22 protein-coding genes and 1 pseudogene are annotated in these 23,782 nt (G+C 68.0%); 17 read left to right on the top strand and 6 right to left on the bottom strand.

The window, feature by feature from the left end; genetic code table 11:
• Positions 1–175 precede the first annotated feature (175 nt).
• The 10 genes from ACXN5S_RS04035 (at position 176) to ACXN5S_RS03990 (ending at position 8,540) form a co-directional block, all read left to right on the top strand.
• The gene (locus ACXN5S_RS04035) at positions 176–859 is read left to right on the top strand and encodes a 50S ribosomal protein L21 (RefSeq protein WP_458604116.1); all 684 of its coding nucleotides are present in this window, start codon (positions 176–178) and stop codon (positions 857–859) included.
• Between the two features lie 12 nt (positions 860–871).
• The gene (gene rpmA / locus ACXN5S_RS04030; protein WP_458604115.1) at positions 872–1,141 is read left to right on the top strand and encodes a 50S ribosomal protein L27; all 270 of its coding nucleotides are present in this window, start codon (positions 872–874) and stop codon (positions 1,139–1,141) included.
• Between the two features lie 145 nt (positions 1,142–1,286).
• The gene (locus ACXN5S_RS04025; protein WP_458604114.1) at positions 1,287–1,829 is read left to right on the top strand and encodes a GNAT family N-acetyltransferase; all 543 of its coding nucleotides are present in this window, start codon (positions 1,287–1,289) and stop codon (positions 1,827–1,829) included.
• Complete coding sequence (locus tag ACXN5S_RS04020) at positions 1,826–2,344, top strand: GNAT family N-acetyltransferase (RefSeq protein ID WP_458604113.1); 519 nt, start codon at positions 1,826–1,828, stop codon at positions 2,342–2,344. Before ACXN5S_RS04025 ends, ACXN5S_RS04020 begins: the two co-directional genes overlap by 4 nt.
• On the top strand, positions 2,341–3,351 hold the full coding sequence (locus tag ACXN5S_RS04015; protein ID WP_458604112.1) for a GNAT family N-acetyltransferase: 1,011 nt from the start codon (positions 2,341–2,343) through the stop codon (positions 3,349–3,351). Before ACXN5S_RS04020 ends, ACXN5S_RS04015 begins: the two co-directional genes overlap by 4 nt.
• Positions 3,352–3,617: 266 nt before the next feature.
• Positions 3,618–4,136 carry a GNAT family N-acetyltransferase gene (locus tag ACXN5S_RS04010; protein ID WP_458604111.1) on the top strand — a complete coding sequence of 173 codons (519 nt, stop codon included), beginning with the start codon at positions 3,618–3,620 and terminating at the stop codon, positions 4,134–4,136.
• Between the two features lie 76 nt (positions 4,137–4,212).
• On the top strand, positions 4,213–5,253 hold the full coding sequence (gene obgE / locus ACXN5S_RS04005; protein ID WP_458604110.1) for a GTPase ObgE: 1,041 nt from the start codon (positions 4,213–4,215) through the stop codon (positions 5,251–5,253).
• Positions 5,241–6,347 carry a glutamate 5-kinase gene (gene proB / locus ACXN5S_RS04000; protein WP_458604109.1) on the top strand — a complete coding sequence of 369 codons (1,107 nt, stop codon included), beginning with the start codon at positions 5,241–5,243 and terminating at the stop codon, positions 6,345–6,347. Before obgE ends, proB begins: the two co-directional genes overlap by 13 nt.
• Positions 6,344–7,246, top strand: a complete 903-nt coding sequence (locus ACXN5S_RS03995; RefSeq protein ID WP_458604108.1) for an aminoglycoside phosphotransferase family protein — start codon at positions 6,344–6,346, stop codon at positions 7,244–7,246. Before proB ends, ACXN5S_RS03995 begins: the two co-directional genes overlap by 4 nt.
• A gap of 28 nt (positions 7,247–7,274) precedes the next feature.
• Positions 7,275–8,540 (top strand): glutamate-5-semialdehyde dehydrogenase, encoded by a 1,266-nt coding sequence (locus tag ACXN5S_RS03990; RefSeq protein WP_458604107.1) that lies wholly within the window; start codon positions 7,275–7,277, stop codon positions 8,538–8,540.
• Between the two features lie 177 nt (positions 8,541–8,717).
• Here ACXN5S_RS03990 and bmt read toward each other — a convergent pair whose 3' ends face one another.
• From bmt to ACXN5S_RS03975, 3 genes and pseudogenes are all read right to left on the bottom strand, one after another.
• Entirely contained in the window at positions 8,718–9,731 is a 1,014-nt protein-coding gene (gene bmt, locus ACXN5S_RS03985) for a betaine--homocysteine S-methyltransferase (protein WP_458604106.1), read from the bottom strand.
• Positions 9,732–9,898: 167 nt separating this feature from the next.
• Positions 9,899–10,924, bottom strand: a pseudogene (locus ACXN5S_RS03980) (DUF2156 domain-containing protein); the annotation flags it as partial.
• An 839-nt stretch (positions 10,925–11,763) separates the two neighbouring features.
• The gene (locus ACXN5S_RS03975; RefSeq protein WP_458604105.1) at positions 11,764–12,078 is read right to left on the bottom strand and encodes a DUF1476 domain-containing protein; all 315 of its coding nucleotides are present in this window, start codon (positions 12,076–12,078) and stop codon (positions 11,764–11,766) included.
• A gap of 189 nt (positions 12,079–12,267) precedes the next feature.
• Between ACXN5S_RS03975 and purC the strand changes: the two genes are divergently transcribed.
• The 6 genes from purC to ACXN5S_RS03945 all read left to right on the top strand — a co-directional run bounded on the left by purC (position 12,268) and on the right by ACXN5S_RS03945 (position 18,561).
• Positions 12,268–13,029, top strand: coding sequence for a phosphoribosylaminoimidazolesuccinocarboxamide synthase (gene purC / locus ACXN5S_RS03970; protein ID WP_458604104.1), 762 nt, complete (start codon positions 12,268–12,270; stop codon positions 13,027–13,029).
• A gap of 74 nt (positions 13,030–13,103) precedes the next feature.
• A complete protein-coding gene (gene purS / locus ACXN5S_RS03965; RefSeq protein ID WP_458604103.1) occupies positions 13,104–13,343 on the top strand; it encodes a phosphoribosylformylglycinamidine synthase subunit PurS in 240 nt (79 codons plus the stop codon).
• A gap of 367 nt (positions 13,344–13,710) precedes the next feature.
• Entirely contained in the window at positions 13,711–14,379 is a 669-nt protein-coding gene (gene purQ, locus ACXN5S_RS03960) for a phosphoribosylformylglycinamidine synthase subunit PurQ (protein WP_458604102.1), read from the top strand.
• Between the two features lie 46 nt (positions 14,380–14,425).
• Complete coding sequence (locus ACXN5S_RS03955; RefSeq protein WP_458604101.1) at positions 14,426–16,171, top strand: sensor histidine kinase; 1,746 nt, start codon at positions 14,426–14,428, stop codon at positions 16,169–16,171.
• A gap of 72 nt (positions 16,172–16,243) precedes the next feature.
• On the top strand, positions 16,244–17,578 hold the full coding sequence (locus ACXN5S_RS03950) for a sigma-54-dependent transcriptional regulator (protein WP_458604100.1): 1,335 nt from the start codon (positions 16,244–16,246) through the stop codon (positions 17,576–17,578).
• Between the two features lie 173 nt (positions 17,579–17,751).
• Positions 17,752–18,561, top strand: a complete 810-nt coding sequence (locus ACXN5S_RS03945; protein ID WP_458604099.1) for an endonuclease/exonuclease/phosphatase family protein — start codon at positions 17,752–17,754, stop codon at positions 18,559–18,561.
• Here ACXN5S_RS03945 and ACXN5S_RS03940 read toward each other — a convergent pair.
• On the bottom strand, positions 18,545–19,612 hold the full coding sequence (locus ACXN5S_RS03940; protein ID WP_458604098.1) for an esterase-like activity of phytase family protein: 1,068 nt from the start codon (positions 19,610–19,612) through the stop codon (positions 18,545–18,547). The two genes, ACXN5S_RS03945 and ACXN5S_RS03940, sit on opposite strands and share 17 nt — an antisense overlap.
• Positions 19,613–20,159: 547 nt before the next feature.
• On the opposite strand from ACXN5S_RS03940, the gene ACXN5S_RS03935 reads away from it, so the two are divergent.
• Positions 20,160–22,877, top strand: a complete 2,718-nt coding sequence (locus ACXN5S_RS03935; protein ID WP_458604097.1) for an Rne/Rng family ribonuclease — start codon at positions 20,160–20,162, stop codon at positions 22,875–22,877.
• Between the two features lie 60 nt (positions 22,878–22,937).
• Here the strand turns inward: ACXN5S_RS03935 and ACXN5S_RS03930 are convergent, their stop codons facing one another.
• Both ACXN5S_RS03930 and ACXN5S_RS03925 read right to left on the bottom strand, forming a co-directional pair.
• A complete protein-coding gene (locus ACXN5S_RS03930) occupies positions 22,938–23,177 on the bottom strand; it encodes a sulfurtransferase TusA family protein (RefSeq protein ID WP_458604096.1) in 240 nt (79 codons plus the stop codon).
• On the bottom strand, positions 23,174–23,602 hold the full coding sequence (locus ACXN5S_RS03925; RefSeq protein WP_458604095.1) for a cupin domain-containing protein: 429 nt from the start codon (positions 23,600–23,602) through the stop codon (positions 23,174–23,176). The genes ACXN5S_RS03930 and ACXN5S_RS03925 overlap by 4 nt, the downstream gene beginning before the upstream one ends.
• Between the last annotated feature and the right edge of the window lie 180 nt (positions 23,603–23,782).

Raw genomic sequence — 23,782 nt, 5'->3', positions numbered from 1 at the left:
CGGCAAGGCAATTGCCGTGGCGGTGCCGTCATGCGCGGTGGATCGCCAACCAGACGTCAATGAACGCCCATATGGGGCGCGCTGTCCGAGGCGGCCGCAAGGCCAAAACGCCGAATGGCCCGGGAATTCCGGGGCCTGATGGGGCCAGAGGGCGCGGGTTAAGAAGGAAAGACATATGTTTGCGGTTCTTCGGACCGGCGGCAAGCAGTACAAGGTCGCCTCTGGCGACGTTCTGCGCGTCGAGAAGCTGGCGGCCAATGCCGGCGACAAGGTTCAATTCAACGACATCCTCGTCATGGGCGGCACCGTGGGTGCGCCTCTGGTCTCCGGCGCGGCCGTGCAGGCCGAGGTCATCGACCAGATCAAGGGTGACAAGGTCATCAACTTCGTGCGTCGCCGCCGGAAGCACTCTTCCAAGCGCACCAAGGGCCACCGCCAGCAGCTGACGCTGGTGCGCGTGACCGACCTGCTGGAATCGGGCGCCGATTCCTCGGGCGTCATGGCCGCCATTGGCGCGGGCAGCGTTTCCGCTTCGGCTTCCGCCGACGCGCCGGCCAAGAAGGCCGCGCCGAAGAAAGCCGCCAAGGCCGACACCGCCGAGGCCCCCAAGGCCGAGACGAAGAAAGCCGCGCCGAAGAAGGCCGCCAAGGCCGAGGGCGGTGACGACCTCACCAAGCTGTCCGGCGTCGGCAAAGTGCTCGCCGGCAAGCTGAACGACGCTGGTGTGACCACCTTCGCCCAGATCGCCGCATGGACGGAATCTGACGTTGCCGAAATGGACGAAGCGCTCGACTTCAAGGGCCGCATCGACCGTGAAGGCTGGATCGACCAGGCCAAAGACCTGGCCGGCAAAGAATAAGGAGCAAGACTCATGGCTCACAAAAAAGCAGGCGGCTCGTCCCGCAACGGCCGCGACTCTGCCGGCCGCCGTCTTGGCGTGAAGAAGTTCGGTGGCGAGATCGTCATTCCGGGCAACATCATCATGCGCCAGCGCGGCACGAAGATGTGGCCGGGCAACGGCGTCGGCATGGGCAAGGATCACACGATCTTCGCCACGGTCGAAGGCCAGGTGACCTTCCACAAGGGTCTGAAGGGCCGAACCTTCATTTCCGTACTGCCGGTGGCCGAAGCCGCCGAATAGGCCGGCCCCGCCAGATCACATCAGGAGAGGGGACCGGTGGAGGAGCCGGTCCCCTCTTTTCGTTTCTAAACAAGCCTTCGAGGGGCGCGCTTCTTTACAAAACAGGTCCAAAAGGGGCGGGTTCGAGCCGCCGGAGGAGAGACCAATGACCATTGCAGAGCAGGTCACGCAGCCGCAAATCGCGGCAGAGCGCTTCGTCTTGCGGCCGCTGCGCCCGTCGGATGCCGGCCTTATCACGCTCTATGCCGGCGATCGTCGCCTGGCCCGCGCCACCCCGAACATTCCGCATCCCTATCCGCCGGGGGCCGCCGAGGCCTTTATCAAGCGCGCCACGGCTCCTGACCGGACAGAGGATGTGTGGGCGATGGACAGCTCCGCCGATGGCGGCAGCGAGTTCCTCGGCATCGTGGTGATGACCCCGCTGGAGCGGGCGCAAAGCCAGGTGCGCTACTGGGTGGCGCCGGCCTTCTGGAACACAGGGCTCGCCACCGAGGCCCTGCGCGCCCTGATCGCCGCCAACCCGCATGACAGCTGCCAGCTCTTCGCCGAGGTCTTTCAGGACAATCCGGGCTCAGCCCGCGTGCTCAGCAATGCCGGCTTCGACTATCTGGGCGATGCCGAGGCCTATTGCCTTGCCCGCTCTGCCTCCGTGCCGACCTGGACCTATACGCTGAAGCTGAAACCATGAGCCTGCCGGTGCTGGAGACGGCGCGGCTGGTGCTGCGCCCTCTGGTACCGGGCGACGCGCCGGCCGTGGCGGCAGGCATCGGCGACTGGCGGGTCATGCAATGGCTCTCAACGCCGCCCTGGCCCTATGGGCTGGCGGATGCCGAGTGGTTCATCGGCGACGAGGCCTCGGCGGACTGTTTCGGGCTGGTGCCGAAATCGGGCGACGCCGTCGCCGGCACGATCGATGTCGGGGCCGAACTGGGCTACTGGCTCGCCCCCTCGCATTGGGGCGCCGGCCTGATGCGCGAGGCGGCCGAAGCGGCGCTGGCCTGGCGCTTCGGGCAGGATCAGTCGCCGATCTCCTCCGGCTATTTCGTCGGCAACGGCCCCTCGCGCGCCGTGCTCACCGGCCTCGGCTTCGCGCCAACGCGGATCGTGGCGCGCTATCATGCGCCGCTGAAGCAGACCCTCGCCCTCCAGGAAATGGTGCTGACCCGCGAGGTGTGGGAATCGCGACAGGGCGGCGCGGCGTGATCGACGCGCCCATCCGCATCGAGACCAAGCGCCTCGTGCTGCGCGAGCGGAGGGAGGGGGATTTCCCCGCCTTCCACGCGCTGGTCAGCGACCCCGAAGTCATCCGCTACTGCGCCATCTGGCCCCATCCGGCGGACGAGGAGCTCACGCGCAGCCGCTTTACGCCCGTGGCGCCCGAGCGCGGCCTGCGCGTCGCCATCACGAAGGATGGCCGCTACATCGGCCAGACCGCCATCATCGACGGCGCACTCGGCCTCATGCTGGCCCGCGAGACCTGGGGGCGGGGGCTGGCGCTTGAGGCCACGCACGCGCTCATTGGCCATGTCTTCGCTACGCGGCCAGACCTCGCGAAAATCCAAGCCGGCCACTTCACCGAGAATACCGCCTCGGCCCGCCTTCTGGCCAAGCTCGGCTTCGTCGAGATCGGGCGCGTGATGCAAGCCTCCGCTTTCCACGGCGCCGACTTGCCGGGGGTCGAGCTCGTGCTCACCCGTGCGGACTGGGAGGCGGCCCAGACCGGCCTCACATACCGCCCGCTCCAGGCGGAGGATGCCGATGCGCTGCACGCCATCGCCTCTGACTGGAACGTCGTGCGCCAGCTCGGCGGCTGGCCCTGGCCGCCAAACCGTGCCTTCACCGAGGGGCGGAGCAAGCCCCATGAGGGGCCCGGCTTCATCTGGGGCGTCTTCCGCGGCGGCACACTTGTCGGCACCGTCGGTGTCAAAGACGGCGACCTTGGCTACATGTACCGGCTCGATCAGGCCGGCCGGGGCCTGGCAACAACGGCCGGCACCGCGGCCCTCACCGAAGCCTTCGCGCAGGGGCTGCAGGAGGTGACGGGCAGCGCCTGGGTCGACAACCCTGCCTCGGCCCGCGTTCTTCTCAAGCTCGGCTTCCGCGAAGAGGCCATGGAGCAGGATTATTCCAAGGCGCGACGCTCCGTCATGGCGACCCGCCGTTTCCGGCTCAGCCGCCAGGATTGGCTCGCCAGCCGCCAGGTCACGTAGCGTCCCACCACAATTACCTAACGTAGCGGAAACGATCCTGTGATCGTGGCCTCATTGTTGCTTGTGAGTCGAGATAGACTTGTCTAGGCCGCGCGCCTCGACGGCGAAACCATGACGCTTCTCTGAGCGTTTTGTCGTCAAAGGCGAGCCCCGCTGCGATGGGCTGGCGCGTGCCTTTTCCAGTTCCGCCCAAGGTTTTCGGGCGCCCTCAGAACGATCATTTGTCCCCATTCGGTTTGCCGGGTCACCGACCGGCAAGAGAATTTATGCGTATTTTCACCGACCGCCTCGTGCTTCGCGATTTGATCGGAGCCGATTTGCCGAAGGCTCTGTCTCTCGTCAGCAAGTTCGACATCGTGCGCTGGCGCAAGAGCTGGCCCTGGCCTGCCGATATGGGCAGCGTCGAGGACGCAGCTGAGCCCGAGCTGCCCGCTGACCGCTATATCGAGGCGGCGGTGGAGTTCGGCGGCGAGTTCGTGGGCATCGTCAGCCTCATCGACGGCGACCTGGCCTATATGTTCATCACCGAATCCGCCGGCAAAGGCGTGGCGACAGAGGCCGCCCGTGGCCTGCTGAACCATACGTTCCAAAGCTATCCCGATCTCACCGCCATCACCGCCGGCGTCTATGACGGCAACCAGTCCGCCATTCGCGTGCTCCTCAAACTCGGCTTCACCCAGATCGGCAGTAACGACGTGTGGAGCCGGGCGAAGGGCGAGGTGCAGCAGGGCAGCGACTGGCAGCTCACCCGCGAGGCCTGGATGGCCGCCTCTGCGCAAGACTAGCCCCGCCGGTGCTGCCGCTTGAGCGCGGGCGCCGGCTGGGGTAAGCCCCCTCTCTCAGGGCGGGACGAAAGCTGACATGAAATTTCTAGATCTGGCACGGGTTACGATCCGCTCTGGCGCGGGCGGCAACGGCTGCAGCTCGTTCCGGCGGGAGAAATACGTCGAGTTCGGCGGGCCCGACGGCGGCGATGGCGGGCGCGGCGGCGATGTCTGGGCCGAGGCGGTCGAGGGGCTCAACACGCTCATCGACTTTCGCTACCAGCAGCATTTCTTCGCCAAGAATGGCCGCTCGGGCCAGGGCAGCCAGCGCACCGGCGCCGATGGCGACGATATCACGCTGCGCGTGCCTACCGGCACCGAGATCCTCGATGAAGACGGCGAGACGCTGATCGCCGACCTCACCACGCCCGGCCAGCGCGTGCTGCTCGCCAAGGGCGGCAACGGCGGCTGGGGCAACCTGCGCTTCAAGACTTCCACCAACCAGGCCCCGCGCAAGGCGAACCCCGGGCAAGAGGGGGTCGAGCGCGAGATCTGGCTGCGCCTGAAGCTCATCGCCGATGTGGGCCTTCTCGGACTGCCCAATGCCGGCAAGAGCACCTTCCTCGCCGCCACCTCCAACGCCCGCCCGAAGATTGCGGACTATCCGTTCACCACGCTGGTGCCGAACCTCGGCGTCGTCGCCGTGGACGGCGCGGAATTCGTGGTGGCCGACATCCCCGGCCTCATCGAAGGCGCCAGCGAGGGCAGGGGCCTCGGCGATACGTTCCTCGGCCATGTCGAGCGCTGCGCGGTGCTGCTGCATCTCGTTGACGGCACGGCGATGGACCCGCTCGAGGATTACGCCACGATCATCACCGAACTCGAAGCCTATGGCGGCGCCCTGGCCGAGAAGCCCCGTGTGACGGTCATCAACAAGACCGACGCGATCCCCGAGGATCATCTCGAAGAGCTGATCGACGCTTTCCGCGAGCGCACCGGCGGCCCCGTGCATGCCATGTCGGGCGTCACCGGTGACGGAGTCACCGGCGTACTCCGCGCGCTCCGCCGCGAGATCCTGCGCGCCCGCAAGGCCGAGAGCGGCGAGGACGAGGCGGAGGAGGGGCCATGGCAGCCCTGAGCGAGGCGCGCCGGCTGGTCGTGAAGATCGGCTCGGCGCTGCTCGTGGATCGCGAAACAGGGGCCTTGCGCGAGGGCTGGCTGCACGCTTTGGCCGAAGATGTCGCCCGCCTGCGCGGCCGCGGCCAGCAGGTGGTGCTCGTCTCCTCCGGCTCGATCGCGCTCGGGCGTGGCGCCCTCGGCCTGCCCGCCGGTGCCCTGGCGCTTGAGCAGGCCCAGGCCGCCGCCGCCGTCGGCCAGATCCGCCTGGCGCGCGCCTATGAAGAGGCGCTGGCGCCGCATGGCCTCACCACCGGCCAGGTACTGGTGACGCTGGAAGACAGCGCCGACCGCCGCCGCTATCTCAACTCCCGCGCCACGATGGAAACGTTGCTCGGCCTCGGCGTGACGCCCATCGTCAACGAGAACGACACCATCGCGACCGACGAGATCCGCTATGGCGACAACGACCGCCTCGCCGCCCAGGTCGCGGTGACCATCGGGGCCGACGTGCTGGTGCTGCTCTCCGATGTCGACGGCCTCTACACCGCCAATCCCGGGCTCGATCCCACGGCCCGGCGACTGGAGGTGGTCGACAAGATCACGCCCGACATCGAGGCGATGGCCGGCGACGGTCTTTCCGGCCTCTCCAAGGGCGGCATGCGCACCAAGGTGATGGCCGCACGGCTGGCGGTGGAGGGCGGCTGCGCCATGGCGATTACCTTAGGATCGCCGAACAACCCCTTGCAGGCGCTGGAAAATGGCGCCCCCGCCACCTGGTTCACTGCCCATGGCGATCCGCAGCTCGCCCGCAAGATGTGGATCGCGGCGATGAAGCCGCGCGGCGAGGTCATCGTCGATGCCGGCGCGGAGCAGGCGCTCGCCAACGGCAAATCCCTGCTCCCCGCTGGGGTGACGGGGGTGACGGGCCGCTTCGGGCGTGGCGATCCGGTGACGATCCGCTCGGCCACCGGCCGCCAACTCGGCCTCGGCCTGATCCGCTACACGGCGGAAGAGGCCCGCCTGATCCAGGCCCGCCGCTCGGCCGAGATCGAGGCGATCCTCGGCTACAAGGGCCGCGCCGCCCTGATCCACCGCGACGACATGGTGCTGTGACCGAGAGCGCGCCCGACGCGGACACGTTCCGCCGGCTCTGGCAGCTCGGCCCGCTCACAAAGATCGCCACCACCCGCTCCTCCACCCTCTACCGCTGCGACAGCCCGCACGGGCCCGCTGTGCTCAAGCACCTCACGGAAGCCGGCGCCGATGAGCATCGCGGCGCCGCTGCCCTTCGCCACTGGCAGGGCCGGTCCGCCGCTCGCCTCTACGCCGAAGCGCCCGGCGCCATGCTTCTGCAATACCTCCCCGGCCCCTCGCTGGGCGCCCGCATCCGCGCCCATGGCGACGGCACAACATTCCCATCCCTCGCCGCCCTGATCCGCCGTCTCCACTCCGTGCCCCAGTCTTTGCTCCAGGAAAATCCTCGGGGGGGCGCCACAGGCGCGGGGGGCAGACAGCCCCCCTCCATCACTGGCCACCCCACGCCGCTCCTCTGCCTCGAAGAGATGTTCTCCCCGCTGCTGCAAAGCGACGCCCCCCTTCTCGCGGCGCCCCGGGCCGCCGCCCACCAGCTCTTCGCCACCCCGCGCCCTGCAGTCGTGCTGCATGGCGATTTCCACCACGACAACATCATCGAGCCCCCGGAGGGCTGGAAGCTCATCGACCCCAAGGGCCTCTACGGCGATCCCGGCTTTGAGACGGCGAACCTGTTCCGCAATCCAGTCGGCCGCGAAGACCTCGCCCTGTCGCCGGCCCGTATTCGCGCACTGGCGGAGGCCTTGGGCGACGGGCTGGAGGAAGAGCCGGGCCGCCTTGTCGCCTGGGGCCTCGCCCTCGTCGGGCTGTCGGAGCTCTGGAACCAGTCGAGCGGACTGCCCACTAGTTTCGACCGCCAGATGCAGGCGGCCCTGGCCGCTGCGCTGGCCGATATTCCCAACGGCAGCGATTGGGCCTAAACCTCTCCCGAGCCAGGAGACGCCGCCCATGAAAGACCTCACCGACATCCCCGCCGTGATGGACGAGATCGGCCGCAATGCGCGCGCCGCCGCGGCAGAGCTGGCCTTCGCCCCGACAGAGCGCAAATACGCCGCGCTGATTGGCGCCGCCGATGCGATCTGGCAGCGCCGCCAGGACATCATCGACGCCAATTGCGAAGATCTCGTCTATGGCGAGGAAAAGGGCCTCAGCCCCGCAATGATGGACAGGCTGATGCTCGACGAGCGGCGCATCCGCGGCATCGTCGATTCCATGCGGGCGATTGCCGAGCAGCGCGACCCTGTGGGCGAGGTTATCGCCGAATGGGACATGGCCACCGGCCTGAACATCCGCCGCGTGCGCACGCCCCTGGGCGTTATCGGGGTGATCTACGAGAGCCGGCCCAATGTCACCGCCGATGCCGGCGCGCTCTGCCTCAAGGCCGGCAATGCGGTGATCCTGCGCGGCGGATCAGAGAGCTTTAACTCCTCCAAGCTGATCCATGAGTGCCTGGTGACAGGCCTCAAGCAGGCCGGCCTGCCGGAGCATGCCATCCAGCTCGTTCCGGTGCGCGACCGTGCCGCCGTGTCAGAGATGCTAAAAGCCACGCAATATATCGACGTGATCGTGCCGCGCGGCGGCAAGGGCCTTGTCGGGCTGGTGCAGCGCGAGGCGCGGGTGCCGGTCTTCGCGCATCTGGAGGGCATCTGCCACACATATGTCGGCGCCACCGCCGACCCCGCCATGGCGCTGGAGATCGTCCTCAACGCCAAGACCCGCCGCACCGGCATCTGCGGCTCGCTCGAATGCCTGCTGATCGATTGGCGCTTCTACACGCAGCACGGGCCGATCCTGATCGAGGCGCTGCTGAAGGCCGGGGTGGAGGTGCGGGCGGCGGGCGATCTGGCCAAGGTGCCCGGCACGGTGAAGGCGCAGGACGATGATTTCGGCCGAGAATTCCTCGACATGATCTGCGCCGCCAAGCTGGTGGACGGGGTGGACGAGGCGATCGAGCACATCCGCACTTATGGCTCCGGCCATACCGAAGCGATCATCACCGAAGACGATCAGGCGGCGGCGCATTTCTTTGAGCGGCTGGATAGCGCCATCCTGATGCGCAACGCATCGACGCAGTTCGCCGATGGCGGTGAGTTCGGCATGGGAGCCGAGATCGGCATCGCCACCGGCAAGCTGCACGCGCGCGGTCCGGTCGGGGCCGAGCAGCTGACGAGCTTCAAGTATCTCGTCGACGGCAAGGGCGCTGTTCGCAGCTGATCGCGCGGTTGCCGCCGGGCCGATTTCCGCGCGGAAATCGTGCACGGAAATCGCGCGATTTCCATCTTACCGCGGCGAGGCTTGCGAAAGCTCAGGCGCCTCGCGCCGCATCGCCGCTGCGCACCGATTTCCATATGGAAATCGGAGGCGGAAACCATATGGTTTCCGCTCTTCGCCTCAGGCGCGGCGCCGGCCGGTGCGGGCGCGCCGGGCCGGCTCGTTGTCGCCGGTGCCGTCGGAGGCCGAGGAGAAGGCGCCGAGCTTTTCCACCACCTCTTCCAGCGCCGGGCGCGGGCCGGGGTCGCGGCTTTCGAGCGCCTCGCGCATGGCGCGCAGATGCTCCGGCATCGTGCCGCAGCAGCCGCCGATGATCGTGGCACCCGAGGCGCGGGCCAGCAGCGCGTATTCGGCCATCAGCTCCGGCGTGCCGTCGTAGTGGATATGCCCGTCGACATATTTCGGAATGCCGGCATTGCCCTTGGCGATGAGCGGCAGCTCGGGCCCGGCGGCAGAGAAGCTCAGCGTCGTGCGGATCAAGTCCGATGCGCCGACACCGCAATTTGCGCCGAAGGCAAGCGGCGGGTTCGGCAGCTTGGTCACCAGCTTCACCAGCTCCGCCGCCGTCAGGCCCATCATGGTGCGCCCGGCGGTATCGAAGCTCATGGTGCCGCACCAGGGCATGCCAGCGAGCGCGAAGGCTTCGGCGGCGGCCTTGAATTCTTCGGCGGCCGAGATCGTCTCGACCCAGAGCACATCGGCGCCGCCGGCCTTCAGCCCCTCGGCCTGTTCGTGGAACATCTCCACCGCGCCGGCCCTGGTGAGCGAGCCCATCGGCTCCATGATCTCACCGGTCGGCCCGACAGAGCCGGCGACCACAACCTTGCGGCCCGCCTTGTCGGCGACCTCGCGGCCGATCTCGGCGGCCATACGGTTGAGCTCATGGGCCCGCGCCTCGGCCCCGTGCAGCTTGAGCCGCGAGGCATTGCCGCCGAAGGAGTTGGTCAGGAAGATGTCCGACCCGGCCTCGACGGCGCCTAGATAGAGCGCCTGAATGCGGTCCGGATGCGCCTCGTTCCAGAGTTCAGGGGCTTCGCCAGCTTCGAGCCCCATGTTGAAGAGGTTGGTGCCGGTGGCGCCATCGGCGAGGAGCCAGTCACGGCTGGCGAGGAGGGCGCTGAGCGCGTCGGGCATGAGGAGGTCTCCCGCAGGATGAGGGAATTTTCGCTGAGCGAATGACATGCGGCGGGCGGAACTTCAAACGGAAACGTCGCCGGCAGCGGATCGGGCCGCCAGATTGCCTGTGCGGCAGCCGCGAGGCCGAGCGCGAGGGCAGGGCGGCTGGGCGCGGCAGCGTAGCGCGGCTCCCACACCGGGCCGAAGGCGGCCTTGAACTGGCGAAGGCCCGAGACACCGAGCCAGGCGTCGAGGTCGATCCCGGCCAGCCGGCGGTTGCCCTCGGGCGCATTGCCGAGCGACAGGTGAGTGACCCCGGCCATGCGGGCCTCCTCCACGGCGGTGGCGAGGACGAGCTGCATGGTGCCGGCCGGCGCATCGGGCAGCCAGCGCATCAGCTCGAGCGACCAGCTGCCAGGTGCGTAGTGGAAGCTGGCGAAGCCGACGAGCCGCTCGCCGGCATGGGCGAGGATCACCACCTGCTGGCGCAGGAAGGCGGGGTTGTAGCGCCCGGTGGAGAAGCCGCGTTCACGGCCAGATGCGTCCGTCCAGGCCCGGGCAATGACACCCATGGCCGCGAGCGGCGGGGAGTAGGAGGCAAGCTCCGCCGTCACCCCCGCCGCACGGGCGGCGCGCAGCTTGCGGCGCAGTTGCCGGCAAGCGGGGCGATCAACGCTCCACAACTGCGGGTCGAGCGTGGCGCGGGAGGCGAGGCGGAGCACGGCCCAGCCCGCACGCCGGGCGGCGAGGGCGGTGGGCGCGTCGATGTCGTAGGCAAGGGCGCGGCGGCCGTGATGGGCGGCGAGGCTTTGCAGCCCGTCGAAATCGGGCCGCCCGAGCGGCGCACCAAGCGCAGCGAAAGTGCCGGGCGCAGAGCGGATGTGCCAGCCCCGCGCGCCGCTGGAGGAGAGGGCGAGTGCACCGCCCTGCCAGGCAAGGCCCCAGCTCGCCTCCGGCGGGGCCTGCAGGGTGGCCGTCACCTCCTTCGGCCGGGCGAGCGCGAGCGAAGGGGCGCGGGCCCGGCGCGGGCGGCGGAGAAGCAGAAGGCCGGCGCCGAGAGCGGGCAGGCCCTGATAGGCGACGCGGGTCGCAAGCACGGCGGCCAACAGCTCTGCCTCGGGCACGGCGGGCAGCAGCGCCAGCAGCACCAGCTCGAAGGCGCCGAGGCCGCCGGGGCTCTGGCTGAGCAGGCCCACACCCGTGGCCGTCATCACTGCCAGCAATAGCGTCATCGGCGGCACGGCGGCGGGCAGGAACAGCCAGAGCGTCGCGGCGAAGGCCAGCATGTCGAGCCCGGCCCAGAAGAGGATCGCGGCCAGGTCGATGCCAGAGATACGCCGCTCTTTCGTCGGCCCCGGCAACACGGGGCCGAGCCGCATGAGGGCGATGCCGAGGAGGAGGGGCAGGGCGATGGCGCCCGCCGCGCCCGCCACCATGCCCAGCCGGGCAAGGCCCGTCAGCGCTGCGACGGCGGCGAGGAAGGCCAGGGAGACGGCGATCGATAGCTTCGAGATCGTCCAAAGGCTGCATTCGGGCAGGCAGCGCAGGCGCACTGCCCCGCCAGTCAGCGCCCCAAGGCCGAGGGCCTGTGAGACGGCTACGGCGAGCATGCCGGCACAGCGGGCGCGCCGTCGCTCGACGCCGGTGGCGAAGATGGCATGCAGCCGGCCCTCGAGCCGGCCCATGGCCCAGAGGCCTACCAGCGCGAGCAGGATCGCCGCTGCCCAGCGGGGCGACGCGAAGCCCGAGAGCTGCGCGCCAAGCGCAGCCAGATCGAGCCCCGCCAGCTCGCCGCGCAGCAGCCAGCCGCAGGCGACAAGCGCGCCAATCGGCAGCGCCACCCGGCGCAATTGAATCGGCCACGACGGGCCCTGGCCCGTTCGCGCGGCTACGAACTGCTCTGGTCTTTGATGTTGTGACAACGCCCACTCCCCGGTTGCTCACCCGGGGGGCTGGGTAGGAGAGGCGCCTGAACGAGGGGTTAATCGCGCAATTGTCGCGATTGAGGGGGGCGGGCCGCCGCAGCGGCGCCGCCTCACCCGAACCCGGATCAGCTTTCCTTGAGGAAGCTTTCCTTGGCCGCCAGAAGGCTCTCGGCCATCTTGGCGCGGATGGTGTCGTCATCCGCCTTGCCGCCCAGATCGGCCTTCACCTTGCGGAAGACGTCTTCGCTGCCGGCCTCTTCAAAATCGGAGCGGACGACTTCAGACGCATAGGCATCGGCCTCGGCGCCCTCTTTGCCCAGCAGGCCGGCGGCCCAGAGGCCCAGCAGCTTGTTGGCGCGTGCCTCGGCCCGGAATTTCATCTCGGCATCGTGGGCAAATTTGGATTCGAACGCGTTCTCGCGGTCTTCGAAGGTGCTCATCTGACTCCCCCTGGATGGGCCCCGGAACGGGCGCGGTCTTGCTCTCATATGCCCGCCAGCTCTCTTGCCCGCAAGGGGGGCTTGGCGTATGAGCCGAGCCAAGAGGCCGGCCCCTTCCCGGGGCCCGGGGTGATGGCCGCACATCCCCTATCCGGCGGGGCCGGGGGCAAATTTCGGAGTGGAGAGACCATGGCACGCCGCAAGAAGGTCTACGAGGGCAAGGCGAAGATCCTCTATGAGGGCCCGGAACCGGGCACTCTGGTGCAGTATTTTAAGGACGATGCCACCGCCGGCAACGGCGCCAAGAAGGACGTGATCGACGGCAAGGGCGTGCTGAACAACCGCCTGAGCGAGTTCTTCATGACCGGCCTGCAGAGCATTGGAATCCCGACGCATTTCATCCGCCGGCTGAATATGCGCGAGCAGCTGATCCGCCATGTCGAGATCATCCCGCTCGAGGTGATCGTGCGCAATTTCGCCGCCGGCTCGATGGCCAAGCGGCTGGGGATGGAAGAGGGCACCGTGCTGCCCCGGCCGATCGTGGAGTTCTGCTACAAGGACGACGCGCTCGGTGACCCGCTGGTGCCCGAGGAATACGTGATCGCCTTCGGCTGGGCTTCGCAGCAGGATCTTGACGATATCGTCAGCCTGGCGCTGCGGGTGAACGACTTCCTGTCGGGCGTCATGCATGGCGTCGGTATCAAGCTGGTCGACTTCAAGATCGAGGTCGGCCGGATCTGGGAGAACGATTATCCCCGCCTTGTCGTCGCCGACGAGATCAGCCCCGACAGCTGCCGGCTGTGGGATGTCGAGACCGGCGCCCATCTCGACAAGGATGTGTTCCGCCGCGATCTGGGCTCGTTGAGCGATGCCTATACCGAGGTGGCCCGCCGCCTGGGCGTGCTGCCCTCGAATGTCACGCACCGGCCGAAGCCGACGCTGATCAACTGAACCGCGCCCGGGCGGCGGAGCGCTCCGCCGCCTGAGCCATGCCCTGCAAGCCGTTGAAATCCCCGGGAGGTCCCATGAAGGCCATCGTCACCATCATGCTCAAGGACGGCGTGCTCGACCCGCAGGGAGAGGCCGTGCGCCACGCGCTCGGCTCGCTCGGCTTCGCCGGGGTGGAAGGCGTGCGCCAGGGCAAGGTGATCGAGCTCGACCTCGCCGAGACCGACGAGACGAAGGCGAAGGAAGAGGCCGAGGCGATGTGCCAGCGGCTGCTCGCCAACACCGTGATCGAGAGCTACCGGGTGGAGCTGGGCTGAAGCTCGCTCTCCGGCAGGGTGTCTGACCACCGACATTCGCCGCACGACGACCAGACCTAGCCGCTCCATACCTTGCGCGGAATCAAGGCCGGCAGGCCGCCGCGCGAGCGCCGGCCCCTCCCCACGGGCTGGCGCTCTGGTGAAGGCAGTGCCGAGCTCGCCGCTGGGAGGGGTGTTGCGCGCATAAAGTTCGATAGCGGAGCAGGAGGGCGCCACCCCACGGGCCGGCGTGAGACGTAGCCTTCTCTGGCGCGCGTTTCCTGGCCCGCGACGCCTGTCTGGCGACCCACTGCACACCACCAGCCCCTGAGCCTCTTGACCCCTCCCGCCCACAATGCTCTTAGCTCGGCCAAACCAAGGAGCCGCCATGAAAGCCGCTGTCATCGTCTTTCCGGGGTCCAATTGCGACCGTGATCTCGCCGTGGCCCTGCGCGCCGCCGGGGCCGATGTCACCATGGTCTGGCACAAGGAGGCCGAGCTTCCTTCGAGCGTCGATCTCGTCGCCGTGCCGGGTGGCTTCTCCTTCGGTGATTACCTGCGCTGCGGCGCCATCGCGGCGCGCTCTCCGGTGATGGCCGGGCTCATCGCCCATGTCGAGCGGGGCGGCTATGCCCTTGGCGTCTGCAACGGCTTTCAGGTACTGACCGAGACGGGCCTGCTGCCCGGCGTTCTGATGCGCAATGCGGGCCTCACCTTCATCTCGCGGCCCGAGCCGCTGTTTGTGGCCACGACCGACAGTGCCTTCACCCGCGGCTACAAGCCGGGCCAGCGCATCGAGATCCCCATCGCGCATCACGACGGCAATTACCTCGCCAGCCCCGAGACGCTGGCCGAGCTGAAGGGCGAAGACCGCATCGCCTTCACCTACGAGCGCAATCCCAATGGCAGCCAGGCCGATATCGCCGGCATCCTTTCCGCCAATCGCCGGGTGCTGGGGCTGATGCCGCACCCCGAGCGGGCAGCCGATGCCGGCCATGGCGGCACCGACGGGATGCCGCTGTTCCAGGGCCTCGTCGGGGCGCTGCAGGCGGCTTGACGCGCAGGCGCTTGCCGCTGGGGCTGCGCCTCTTTAGTTTCAGCCCATGAAAGCCTGGCCGAAAATCGCTCTGCCGCGCCGCGTTCTGATGCAGGCGCTGCTCGCCGTCTTCTCCGTGACGGTGATTGCCGTGCTGTGGATGACCAATGCGCTGCTGACAGAGCGCTTCACCGAGACCACCCGCAACAGGGCCGAGGTGCGTGCCGCGCTTTATGCCGGCACCATGGTCTCCGAGCTGCAGCGCAATTCCATCGTGCCACAGCTTCTGGCCCGCGACCCCGAGCTGATCGCCGCGCTCAACAGCTCCGATTTCTCGCTCTCCTCGGCGAGGCTGCTGTCGTATCTGGAGGAATCCGGCGCTGCTGGGCTGATGCTGTTCGACAATGACGGCCGCGTCGTTGCCTCGACCAACCGCGAGCGGCTGGGCGAGAACCACCGCGGCTCGCCCCATTACATCAACGCCGTCCGCAACAACGTCACCATGTTCTCGCTGGAAGAGACAGAGAGCGGCTCGTTCCGCTTCTTCTATTCCCGAAGGATCGAGCAGGGCGGCGCGCTGCTGGGCGTCATCGCCGTCGAGGCCGACCTGAACCGGCTGGAGCGCTCGTGGGTGGGCACGCAGGACGCGGTGATCGTGCTCGACAGCGAGGGGCAGATCATCCTGTCCACCGAGCCGCGCTGGCGCGGGCTGGAGGAGAGGGCAGCGCTCGCCACCCAATCCGTGCCCTCCGCCATCGAGCGGGCCCTTCGGCTGACCCAGGATTGGACTGTGCTTCCCCCCGACGCCTATCTCGGCGGCGAGGCGGTGCTGCGGCGCGAGCTGCGCGTACCGTTCCAGGGCTGGCGGCTGGTGACCTTCACCACCTATGCCAGCGTCCGCGAGCGGGTGAACGGCGTGTTGGCGCTGGAGATCATGGGCTTCGCCATCCTGCTGGCCGGCGGCTTCTGGGCCTCGTCGCGCAAGGCGGCGAACCGGATGGTGTTCTTCCAACGCGAGAGCGCCGAGCTGCGCGAGCTCAACCGCCGCCTGCAGCGCGAGATGGCAGAGCGCCAGAAGGCCGAAGAGAACCTGCAGGTTGCCGAACAGACGCTCGCGCAAAGTTCAAAGCTCGCCGTGCTGGGCGAGATGAGCGCCTCTGTCAGCCACGAGCTGAACCAGCCGCTGGCCGCAATGAAGACCTATCTCGCCGGCGCCCGGCTGCTTCTGGAGCGGCGGCGGCCCGAGGAGGCGCTGGCCAGCTTCCACCGCATCGACGATCTGATCGACCGCATGGGCGCCATCACCCGGCAGCTGAAGAGCTATGCCCGCAAGGGGGCCGACGCCTTCGCGCCCATGGATGTGCGCGCGGCCGTCTCTTCGGCGCTGGCGATGATGGAGCCGCAGCTAAAGAACAAGAAGGTAAATATTACCAGGGCCTTGCCGTCCAATCCTGTCGTAGTGACAGGCGACCGGCTGCGTCTCGAACAGGTGATCGTCAATCTCTTGCGCAATGCCATCGATGCGACGAAAGACGTGGCCGAACCGGCTATCGACATCACGCTGGCTGCCGGCGACAGCATTCGCCTGACGGTGCGCGACAACGGCCATGGCATCGAAAATCTGGAGGCGCTGTTCGAGCCGTTTTATACCACCAAGCAGCCCGGCGACGGTGTAGGCCTTGGCCTTGCGATCTCGTCCGGCATCGTGGCGGAACTGGGCGGAAGGCTCACCGCGCGGAACTCGCCGCTGGGCGGGGCCGTTTTCGAAGTGGAACTTCCGTCGGGGGAGCAAAGGGTTGAGGCGGCGGAATAGGCACTATCTTTTGATGTGAGCAGAAAAAACAACATACCGTAGATCGGTCCCGAATACCGGGGAGGAGCATCCATGAACAAGGCGATGAAGATCGCGATCGTCGACGACGAAAAGGACATGCGCCAGTCCATTGGACAATGGCTCGCGCTGTCGGGTTTCGATACCGAGACGTTCGGCTCTGCCGAGGATGCTCTGAAGGGCCTCAGCCCCGATTATCCCGGCATCGTCGTCACCGATGTGCGCATGCCCGGCATGGACGGCATGAGCTTTCTGCGGCGCCTGCGCACGGTCGACCCCGCGCTGCCCGTCATCATGATCACCGGCCATGGCGACGTGCCCATGGCGGTGGAAGCGATGCGCATCGGCGCCTTCGACTTTCTCGAAAAGCCATTCAACCCCGACCGGATGACTGAGCTCGCCAAGAAGGCCGCCCAGGCCCGCCGCGTCTCGCTGGATGCGCGCGCGCTGCGGCGCGAATTGTCCGACGGCTCGGCGCTGATGAACAAGATCATCGGCTCGTCGCCGGCGATGGAGCGTCTGCGCGAGGACATCCTCGATCTCGGCCAGGCCGATGGCCATGTGCTGATCGAGGGCGAGACGGGCACGGGCAAGACGCTGGTCGCCCATGCGCTGCACGCCGTCGGCCCGAGGGCCAACAAGCCCTTCGTGATACTGCCCTGCGCCGCCTATGACGATGAAACCATCGCCCGCCGGCTCTTCGGCCCCGCGGAGGAGAACGGGCCGGTTCCGGCGCTGGACGAAGCCCGCGGCGGCACGCTGGTCCTGGAGGGCATCGAGTCGCTCTCCACCGCGATGCAGGCGCGCTTGCTGACGGCGCTCAACGAGTTGGGCAACCCGGCCGAGACGCGCATCACCGCCATCTGCAACCTGCAGGACGAGGGCAAGACCTGCGAGAGCGAGCTGCGCTCGGATCTGTTCTACCGCCTTGCCGCCTTGCGCATAACCGTCCCGCCGCTCCGCCAGCGGGGCGAAGACATCCTGACGATCTTCACCCAGAAGTCCGACCAGTTCGCCGATGAATACGGCTGCCCCACGCCCGAGCTTTCGGCGCAGGAGGCGGCGCAGCTTCTGCAGGCACCCTGGCCCGGCAATGTGCGCCAGCTCATCAACGTCGCCGAGCGCGCCGTGCTGCAATCGCGCCGCGGCTCGGGCTCCATCGCCTCGCTGCTGATGAGCGACGGCGAAGAGGCGCAGCCCGCGATGACGACCGAGGGCAAGCCCTTGAAGGAATTCGTGGAAGCCTTCGAGCGCATGCTGATCGACAACACCATGCGCCGCCACAAGGGCTCCATCGCCGCGGTGATGGAAGAGCTTTGCCTGCCGCGCCGGACGCTCAACGAGAAGATGGCGAAGTACAACCTCAGCCGGGGCGACTACCTGGGCTGAGGCTTCAAGGCCGGCTCCAGGACGCTCCGCCCCCATTTCATCTGGCCAGAAATACCTCGGGGGGCCGCAGGCGGGGGCAGCGCCCCCTCCGCGCTCTCAACCTGCTTCAGCGGGCTGGACCTAGCGCCCTTTCTCGCGACACTCTCCCGAAAGGGAGCGGGGAGCAGAAACCCATGCGCATCATCAGTCTCAACGCTTGGGGCGGCCAGTGCTGGCCCGCACTCGCGGACTGGCTGCCCGAGGCCCGCGCCGACATCCTGCTCCTGCAGGAAGTCACCCGCGCGCCGCAGCCCTCGCCAGACTGGCTCGCCTACCGCGACGCCTTCCGCAGCCTCGATCAGCGGGCCGACCTCTTCGCAGACGTCAGCCGCCTGCTGCCGCGCCATCAGGCGACCTTCTCGCCCGCCGCCCGCGGCACTCTGCAGGATCAGGACGGCCGCGACGTGCCCTCGGAACACGGCATCGCCGCCTGGATCGCGCCGCATCTGGCGGTAACGGCGATGGCGAGCGGCTTTGTTCATGGCACCTACCGCGCCGGTGGCTGGGGGGAGGAGCCGGTGCCGCGCACAGCACAGGCGTTTCGCATCGAGGGGGCAGGGGCGCCGCTCGTCGTCTCCCACCTCCATGGCCTTCGCGACCCCACCGGCAAGGGCGACACTCCGGCAAGGCGCGCGCAGGCGGAGGCGATGGTGGCTCTGCTAGACAGCCTGGCCCGGAAGGATGAGCCCATGGTGCTGGCGGGCGATCTGAACCTTCTGCCAGATAGCGAGAGCTTCGCAATCTTCGCCCGCCTTGGCCTCACCGACCTTGTGACCGGGCGCGGCCATACCGACACCCGCACCAGCCTCTACCCCAAGCCGCAGCGCTATGCCGATTACTGCCTGGTCACGCCGGGCGTGCCGGTCGCCGCCTTCGACGTGCCGGCGCGGCCGGAGGTGTCTGACCACCGGCCGCTGGTGCTGGACGTCACTGAGGGATCGTGAAGACCACGAACTGGCTGAACTGGCTCGCCGGGTTGAAGTTGTCGTCCGAGGCGATGAGGAAGGCCGGCTGCCCGTCGATCTCGGGCAGGAAGGTCAGGCTCTCGATATTGTCGACGTCGAGCCCGCCGAAATCGCCCTCGCCGATCTCGAACCACAGCGACTTGCTGACCGGAGTCGCGCCGTCGGTGCCTTCCGCCGCCACGTCGGTCGCGCCAGCCATGTCCACCGTATAGAAGCGGATATGGTTGCCCTGGCCGGAGGCGAAGCTGCGCTCCACCACCACCAGCTCGCCTTCGGGCGTGTAGGCGATGGCGGAGACGCCGTTGTCATTCCAGCTTTCCTCGCCCGTCGGGGCCTCGTAGATCGCCTCGACCGGGTAGAGATACTCAGCCTGAACCTGCAGGGTGGCCGCGTCGATCATCAGGATGCGAGAGAGCGTGCCGGCCTCGAGCGATGCGATAGGGCCATCCTGCTGCAGGGCACTTTCGGTCGCCGCAACAAGGGTTTGCCCGTCATTGGTGAGCGCCAGCCCCTCGAAGCCGAGGTTGTTATAGATGCCGGTGCCGTCGCCGGGCAGGTAGGCCCCGGGCAGGGTGGCCTTCGCGGCGCCCGTGCCATCCAGCCCCGCGACGTAGATCGCAGGCACGCCCTCGGCATCGCGCTCCGACGACCAGAACAGCCGACCCGTGGGCGCGTCATAGGCGATGCCCTCCGGGTCTGCCCCTTTTGCGCCGATGGCAGCGCCGGTCTCGTCGGTCAGCTCGTGGGTGGCCACGATGTCGAGCGTCACCACGCCGTCTGCCGCCGCCAGCGCCAGCTCGTAGAAGCGCGCCGGGCCGTGGTCGACGCGGTCGTCGGAGATGGCGAGGATGTGGCCGGTGGCCTGATCGACCGCCAGGTCGGAGATGCCGCCGAAGGTCGTGCCGGCCAGCGCGAGGCCGGAGGGCAGGGTGATGGCACCGTATAGCTCGGGCGCGGGCAGATCGGCCTGGGCCAGCGCGGGCAGGGCAGCGACAGCAAGGGGCAGGGCGAGGAGGGGAAGGCGGGTCATGGCAGCTCCGTGAGTTGACTGGCCCCCTTCAACGCGCTGCAGATCACAGGGGAATGTCTGCCCGGCGACGGCAGCATGACAGCCGCGACGAGGCCCTCAACGCCCCGGCGTGGCGGCGCCCAAGATTTTTCGCTGAGCGATTGCCCATTGATGCTGGGCCCGCCTTGCCCTTATGTAGGGGGACCGGACGCGGCATGCCCACGTCATGCGCCGCCGGTGAGGTTTCTGTACCAGACGCGCCGGGCCAATCCCCCCGAGCTCTGAGACAGGGTTATGGCCCCAAGCGGGCCAGCGATGCGCCCCGGCTCCCAATGCTGACTTGCACGGGCGGGCCGGGCGATAAAACGGGCAGCGGGTGCAATGCCGGCTGCCGGAGAAGAACCGCGATGACGCGCGCGATGAGCAGAGGCACACCGGCAGCGGCCCCCCAGGGGCCCGCGGCCGAGACGCAGCTCTGCCGCAGCTCGTCTCTCGCCCCAATCAGACATTCCGCCAGGCCAGCCGCCCCACCCGGGCGACGGGCACCGGCCGAATGCAATCAGGCAACATGGCTAACAAAATGCTCATCGATGCCACCCACGCGGAAGAGACCCGCGTTGTGGTGGTCGACGGAAACAAGGTCGAGGAATTCGATTTTGAAAGCGCGGCGAAGCGTCAGCTCGCCGGCAACATCTATCTAGCGAAGGTCACGCGGGTCGAAGCCTCGCTGCAGGCCGCTTTCGTCGATTACGGCGGCAACCGGCACGGCTTTCTCGCCTTCAGCGAGATCCACCCCGATTACTACCAGATCCCGGTCGCCGACCGCGAGGCGCTCATCGAAGAAGAGCGCGCCTATGCGGAATCGATGAAGGACGAAGACGGCGAGGACGACGAAGAGCCGAAGAAGCGCCAGCGCCGCTCGCGCAGCCGCTCGCGCTCTGCCAAGGCCGACAACAACGCGACCACCTCAGGCGAAGCCTCGGGGATGGAGACGATCGACCTCGATGACGAGGACGACAACGACGACGCACCCGAAGGTGCCTCGCCGATGGAGACGGTCTCCGAGACCCCGGTCGACACGCCCTCTGAAGAGGACGACAGCGACGACGACACCTCTGTCGAGCATGTCGACAAGGACACCACCATCGAATCCGCCGGTCAGGACGATGACCGTGACGAGGTGCGCCCCGCGCGCAAGCCGCGGCCGAAGCGCTACAAGATCCAGGAGGTCGTGAAGGTCCGCCAGATCATGCTGGTGCAGGTCGTCAAGGAAGAGCGCGGCAATAAGGGCGCTGCCCTCACCACCTATCTCAGCCTCGCCGGCCGCTACTGCGTGCTGATGCCGAACACCGCCCGGGGCGGCGGCATCTCGCGCAAGATCACCAACGCCAGCGACCGCAAGAAGCTGAAGGACATCGCCAACGAGCTCGACGTGCCGAAGGGCGCGGGGCTTATCATCCGCACGGCCGGCAGCCAGCGGACGAAGAGCGAGATCAAGCGCGATTACGAATACCTGCAGCGCATGTGGGAGCAGATCCGCGAGCTGACGCTCAAGTCGACGGCGCCCGCGAAGATCTACGAGGAAGGCGACCTGATTAAACGCTCGATCCGCGACCTCTACAGCCGGGAGATCGACGAGGTGATCGTGGAAGGCGAGGCGGGCTACCGCAATGCCAAGGACTTCATGAAAATGATCATGCCGTCCCACGCCAAGAACGTGAAACCCTATGTCGACCCGATGCCGCTGTTCGCTCGCTATCAGGTGGAATCGACGCTGGCGGCCATGTTCAACCCGACGGTTCAGCTGCCCTCTGGCGGCTATATCGTGATCGGCATCACCGAGGCGCTCGTCGCGGTCGACGTCAACTCGGGCCGGGCCACCAAGGAAGGCTCGATCGAGCAGACGGCGCTGAAGACCAACCTGGAGGCTGCCGAAGAGGTGGCCCGCCAGATGCGCTTGCGCGACCTTGCTGGTCTCATCGTGATCGACTTCATCGACATGGATGAGCGCAAGAACAACACCGCCGTCGAGAAGCGTCTGAAAGACAAGCTGAAGACCGATCGCGCCCGCATCCAGGTCGGCCGCATCTCGGGCTTCGGCCTGCTTGAGATGAGCCGCCAGCGCCTGCGGCCCGGCATGCTCGAAGCCACGACGCAGCCCTGCTCGCATTGCCACGGCACGGGCCTGCTGCGCAGCGACGACAACGTCGCGCTCGCCATCCTCCGCCAGCTGGAGGAAGAGGGCGTGCGAGGGCGGTCGAAAGAGGTGCTGGTGAAGGCCCCCGTGGGCATTCTCAACTTCCTCTACAACACGAAGCGCGAGCATATCGCCGGCATCGAGCTGCGCTACGGCATGGCCGTGCGGCTGGAGGGCGATCCCACGCTGATCTCGCCGGATTACACCGTCGAGAAGTTCAAGACGGCCACCCGCTCGGTGCCCGAGGGCCTGGCCCCCGTGGTGCACGCCAGCCCCGAACTGATGGAAGAGGCCGAAGAGGATGTCTCCGACGAGACCCCCGATGAGGATGAGGTGCCCGAGGCGCCCACCGCTGTCGCGGATGTCGCGGCCGCCTCTGCCGAGAACTCCGAAGACGACAAGCCGAAGAAGAAGCGCCGTCGGCGCCGGCGGCGTCGGGGCGGCAGCAACGGCGAGAATGGTGACAACCAGGGCAACGATGCGCGCTCGGACGATAACGACGACCAGGGTGATGACAGCTCGGGCGACGATAGCTCGGGCGACGATCAACCTGCCGCCGAAGAGGCCCCGGCCAAAGCCGCTGAGCCCGCACCGGCCGTGAGCGAAGAGACGGAAGAAAAGCCGAAGCGCCGCCGTACCCGCAGCCGGAAGAAGGTGGAGCCGGAAGCCGAGAGCCCCGAGGCCGCCGAATCTGCGCCTGCCGCCGAGGCAGCCCCCGCAGCCGAAGCGACGCCGGAGCCGGAGGCCGAAGAGAAGCCCAAGCGCCGCCGCACCCGCCGCAAGAAGGTGGAGCCGGAGGCCGAGGCGGATCTGCCGGGCAGCGAGACGCCCGCCGCCGCGCCGGAAGAGGCCGCCAAGCCGGCGGAACCCGAGCCTGCGCCCGCGCCGCTGCCCGAAGTGGGCGGCGACGAGGACAGCGCGGGCGCTCAGCCCGAGCCCGCCGAAGAGCCTGCACCGCGGCCCGAGCCCGTGGCCGAAGCGGCGCCGGAACCGGCGCAGCCGGAGCCCGCGCCTGAGATGGCCGAGGCGAGTGCCGACAGCGAAGACAGCGGAAAGCCGAAGCGTCGCGGCTGGTGGTCGCGGGGCTAAGGCCCTACGGCACGTAGTGAAATCAGGGCGCCCGTCTCTTCGGAGGCGGGCGTTCTGCTGTCAGAGAGTGCTGCGCACCGGCCCGCGCCGCACCAGCCATGTATTCGGCTGCGTCGTCGTCTCGACGATCTCGTGCCCCGCCTCCTGGGCGAAATGCGGCACGTCGAGCACTGCCATCGGGTCATCCGCCAGCAACAGCACCAGCCCGCCGGCGGGCATGCCGGCCAGCACCTTGCGCAGCCGTAGGACGGGCAGGGGGCAGCGCAGGCCCCGCGCGTCGATCTCGACCGGCGCGCTCATGCGGTCTGGGCGGGAATGTCGAAGCCCGGCTCCGCCAGCTCGAAGCCCTCGAAGCGGAAGCCAGGCGAGACGGTACAGCCCACCAGCGCCCAGCCCTCGCCAGCCTCCGCCGCTTGCCAATGGCCCGCGGGCACGATGAGCTGCGGGCGCTGCCCGGCGGCGAGGTTCGGGCCGAGCGCCTGCGCCTCCACAGGACCGGCCTCGCTGGGTGCAAGGCGCAGCGTGAGCGGCGCGCCGGCATAGAAGTGCCAGATCTCGGTCGCATCGACGCGGTGCCAATGGCTGCGCTCGCCGGGTTTGAGCAGGAAGTAGATGCAGGTGCCCGATGCGCGGGGCGCCTCCGCGCCCTCCCAGGTCTGGCGGTACCAGCCACCCTCGGGATGCGGCGCGAGGCCCAGCTCTGCGATGATCTCGTCGGCGGTCATGCCCTCTCCTTTTACCTAAGATTGCCCGTTTTGGCGGGGTCGGGGCAAGAGCGCGAGGGGGAATGAGTGGATGAGGCAGGACGGGGGCCAGCCCCCGAACCCCCGGGATATTTGAAGAAAAGCGAGAGGCAGGGGCGGCAGAGCCTCGCCCCCCTGTCTTTGCTCTAGAAAATCCCGGGG

The sequence above is a fragment of the Pseudoroseicyclus sp. H15 genome, from assembly GCF_054353345.1.
This window is presented reverse-complemented; position numbering and strand designations above follow the sequence as displayed.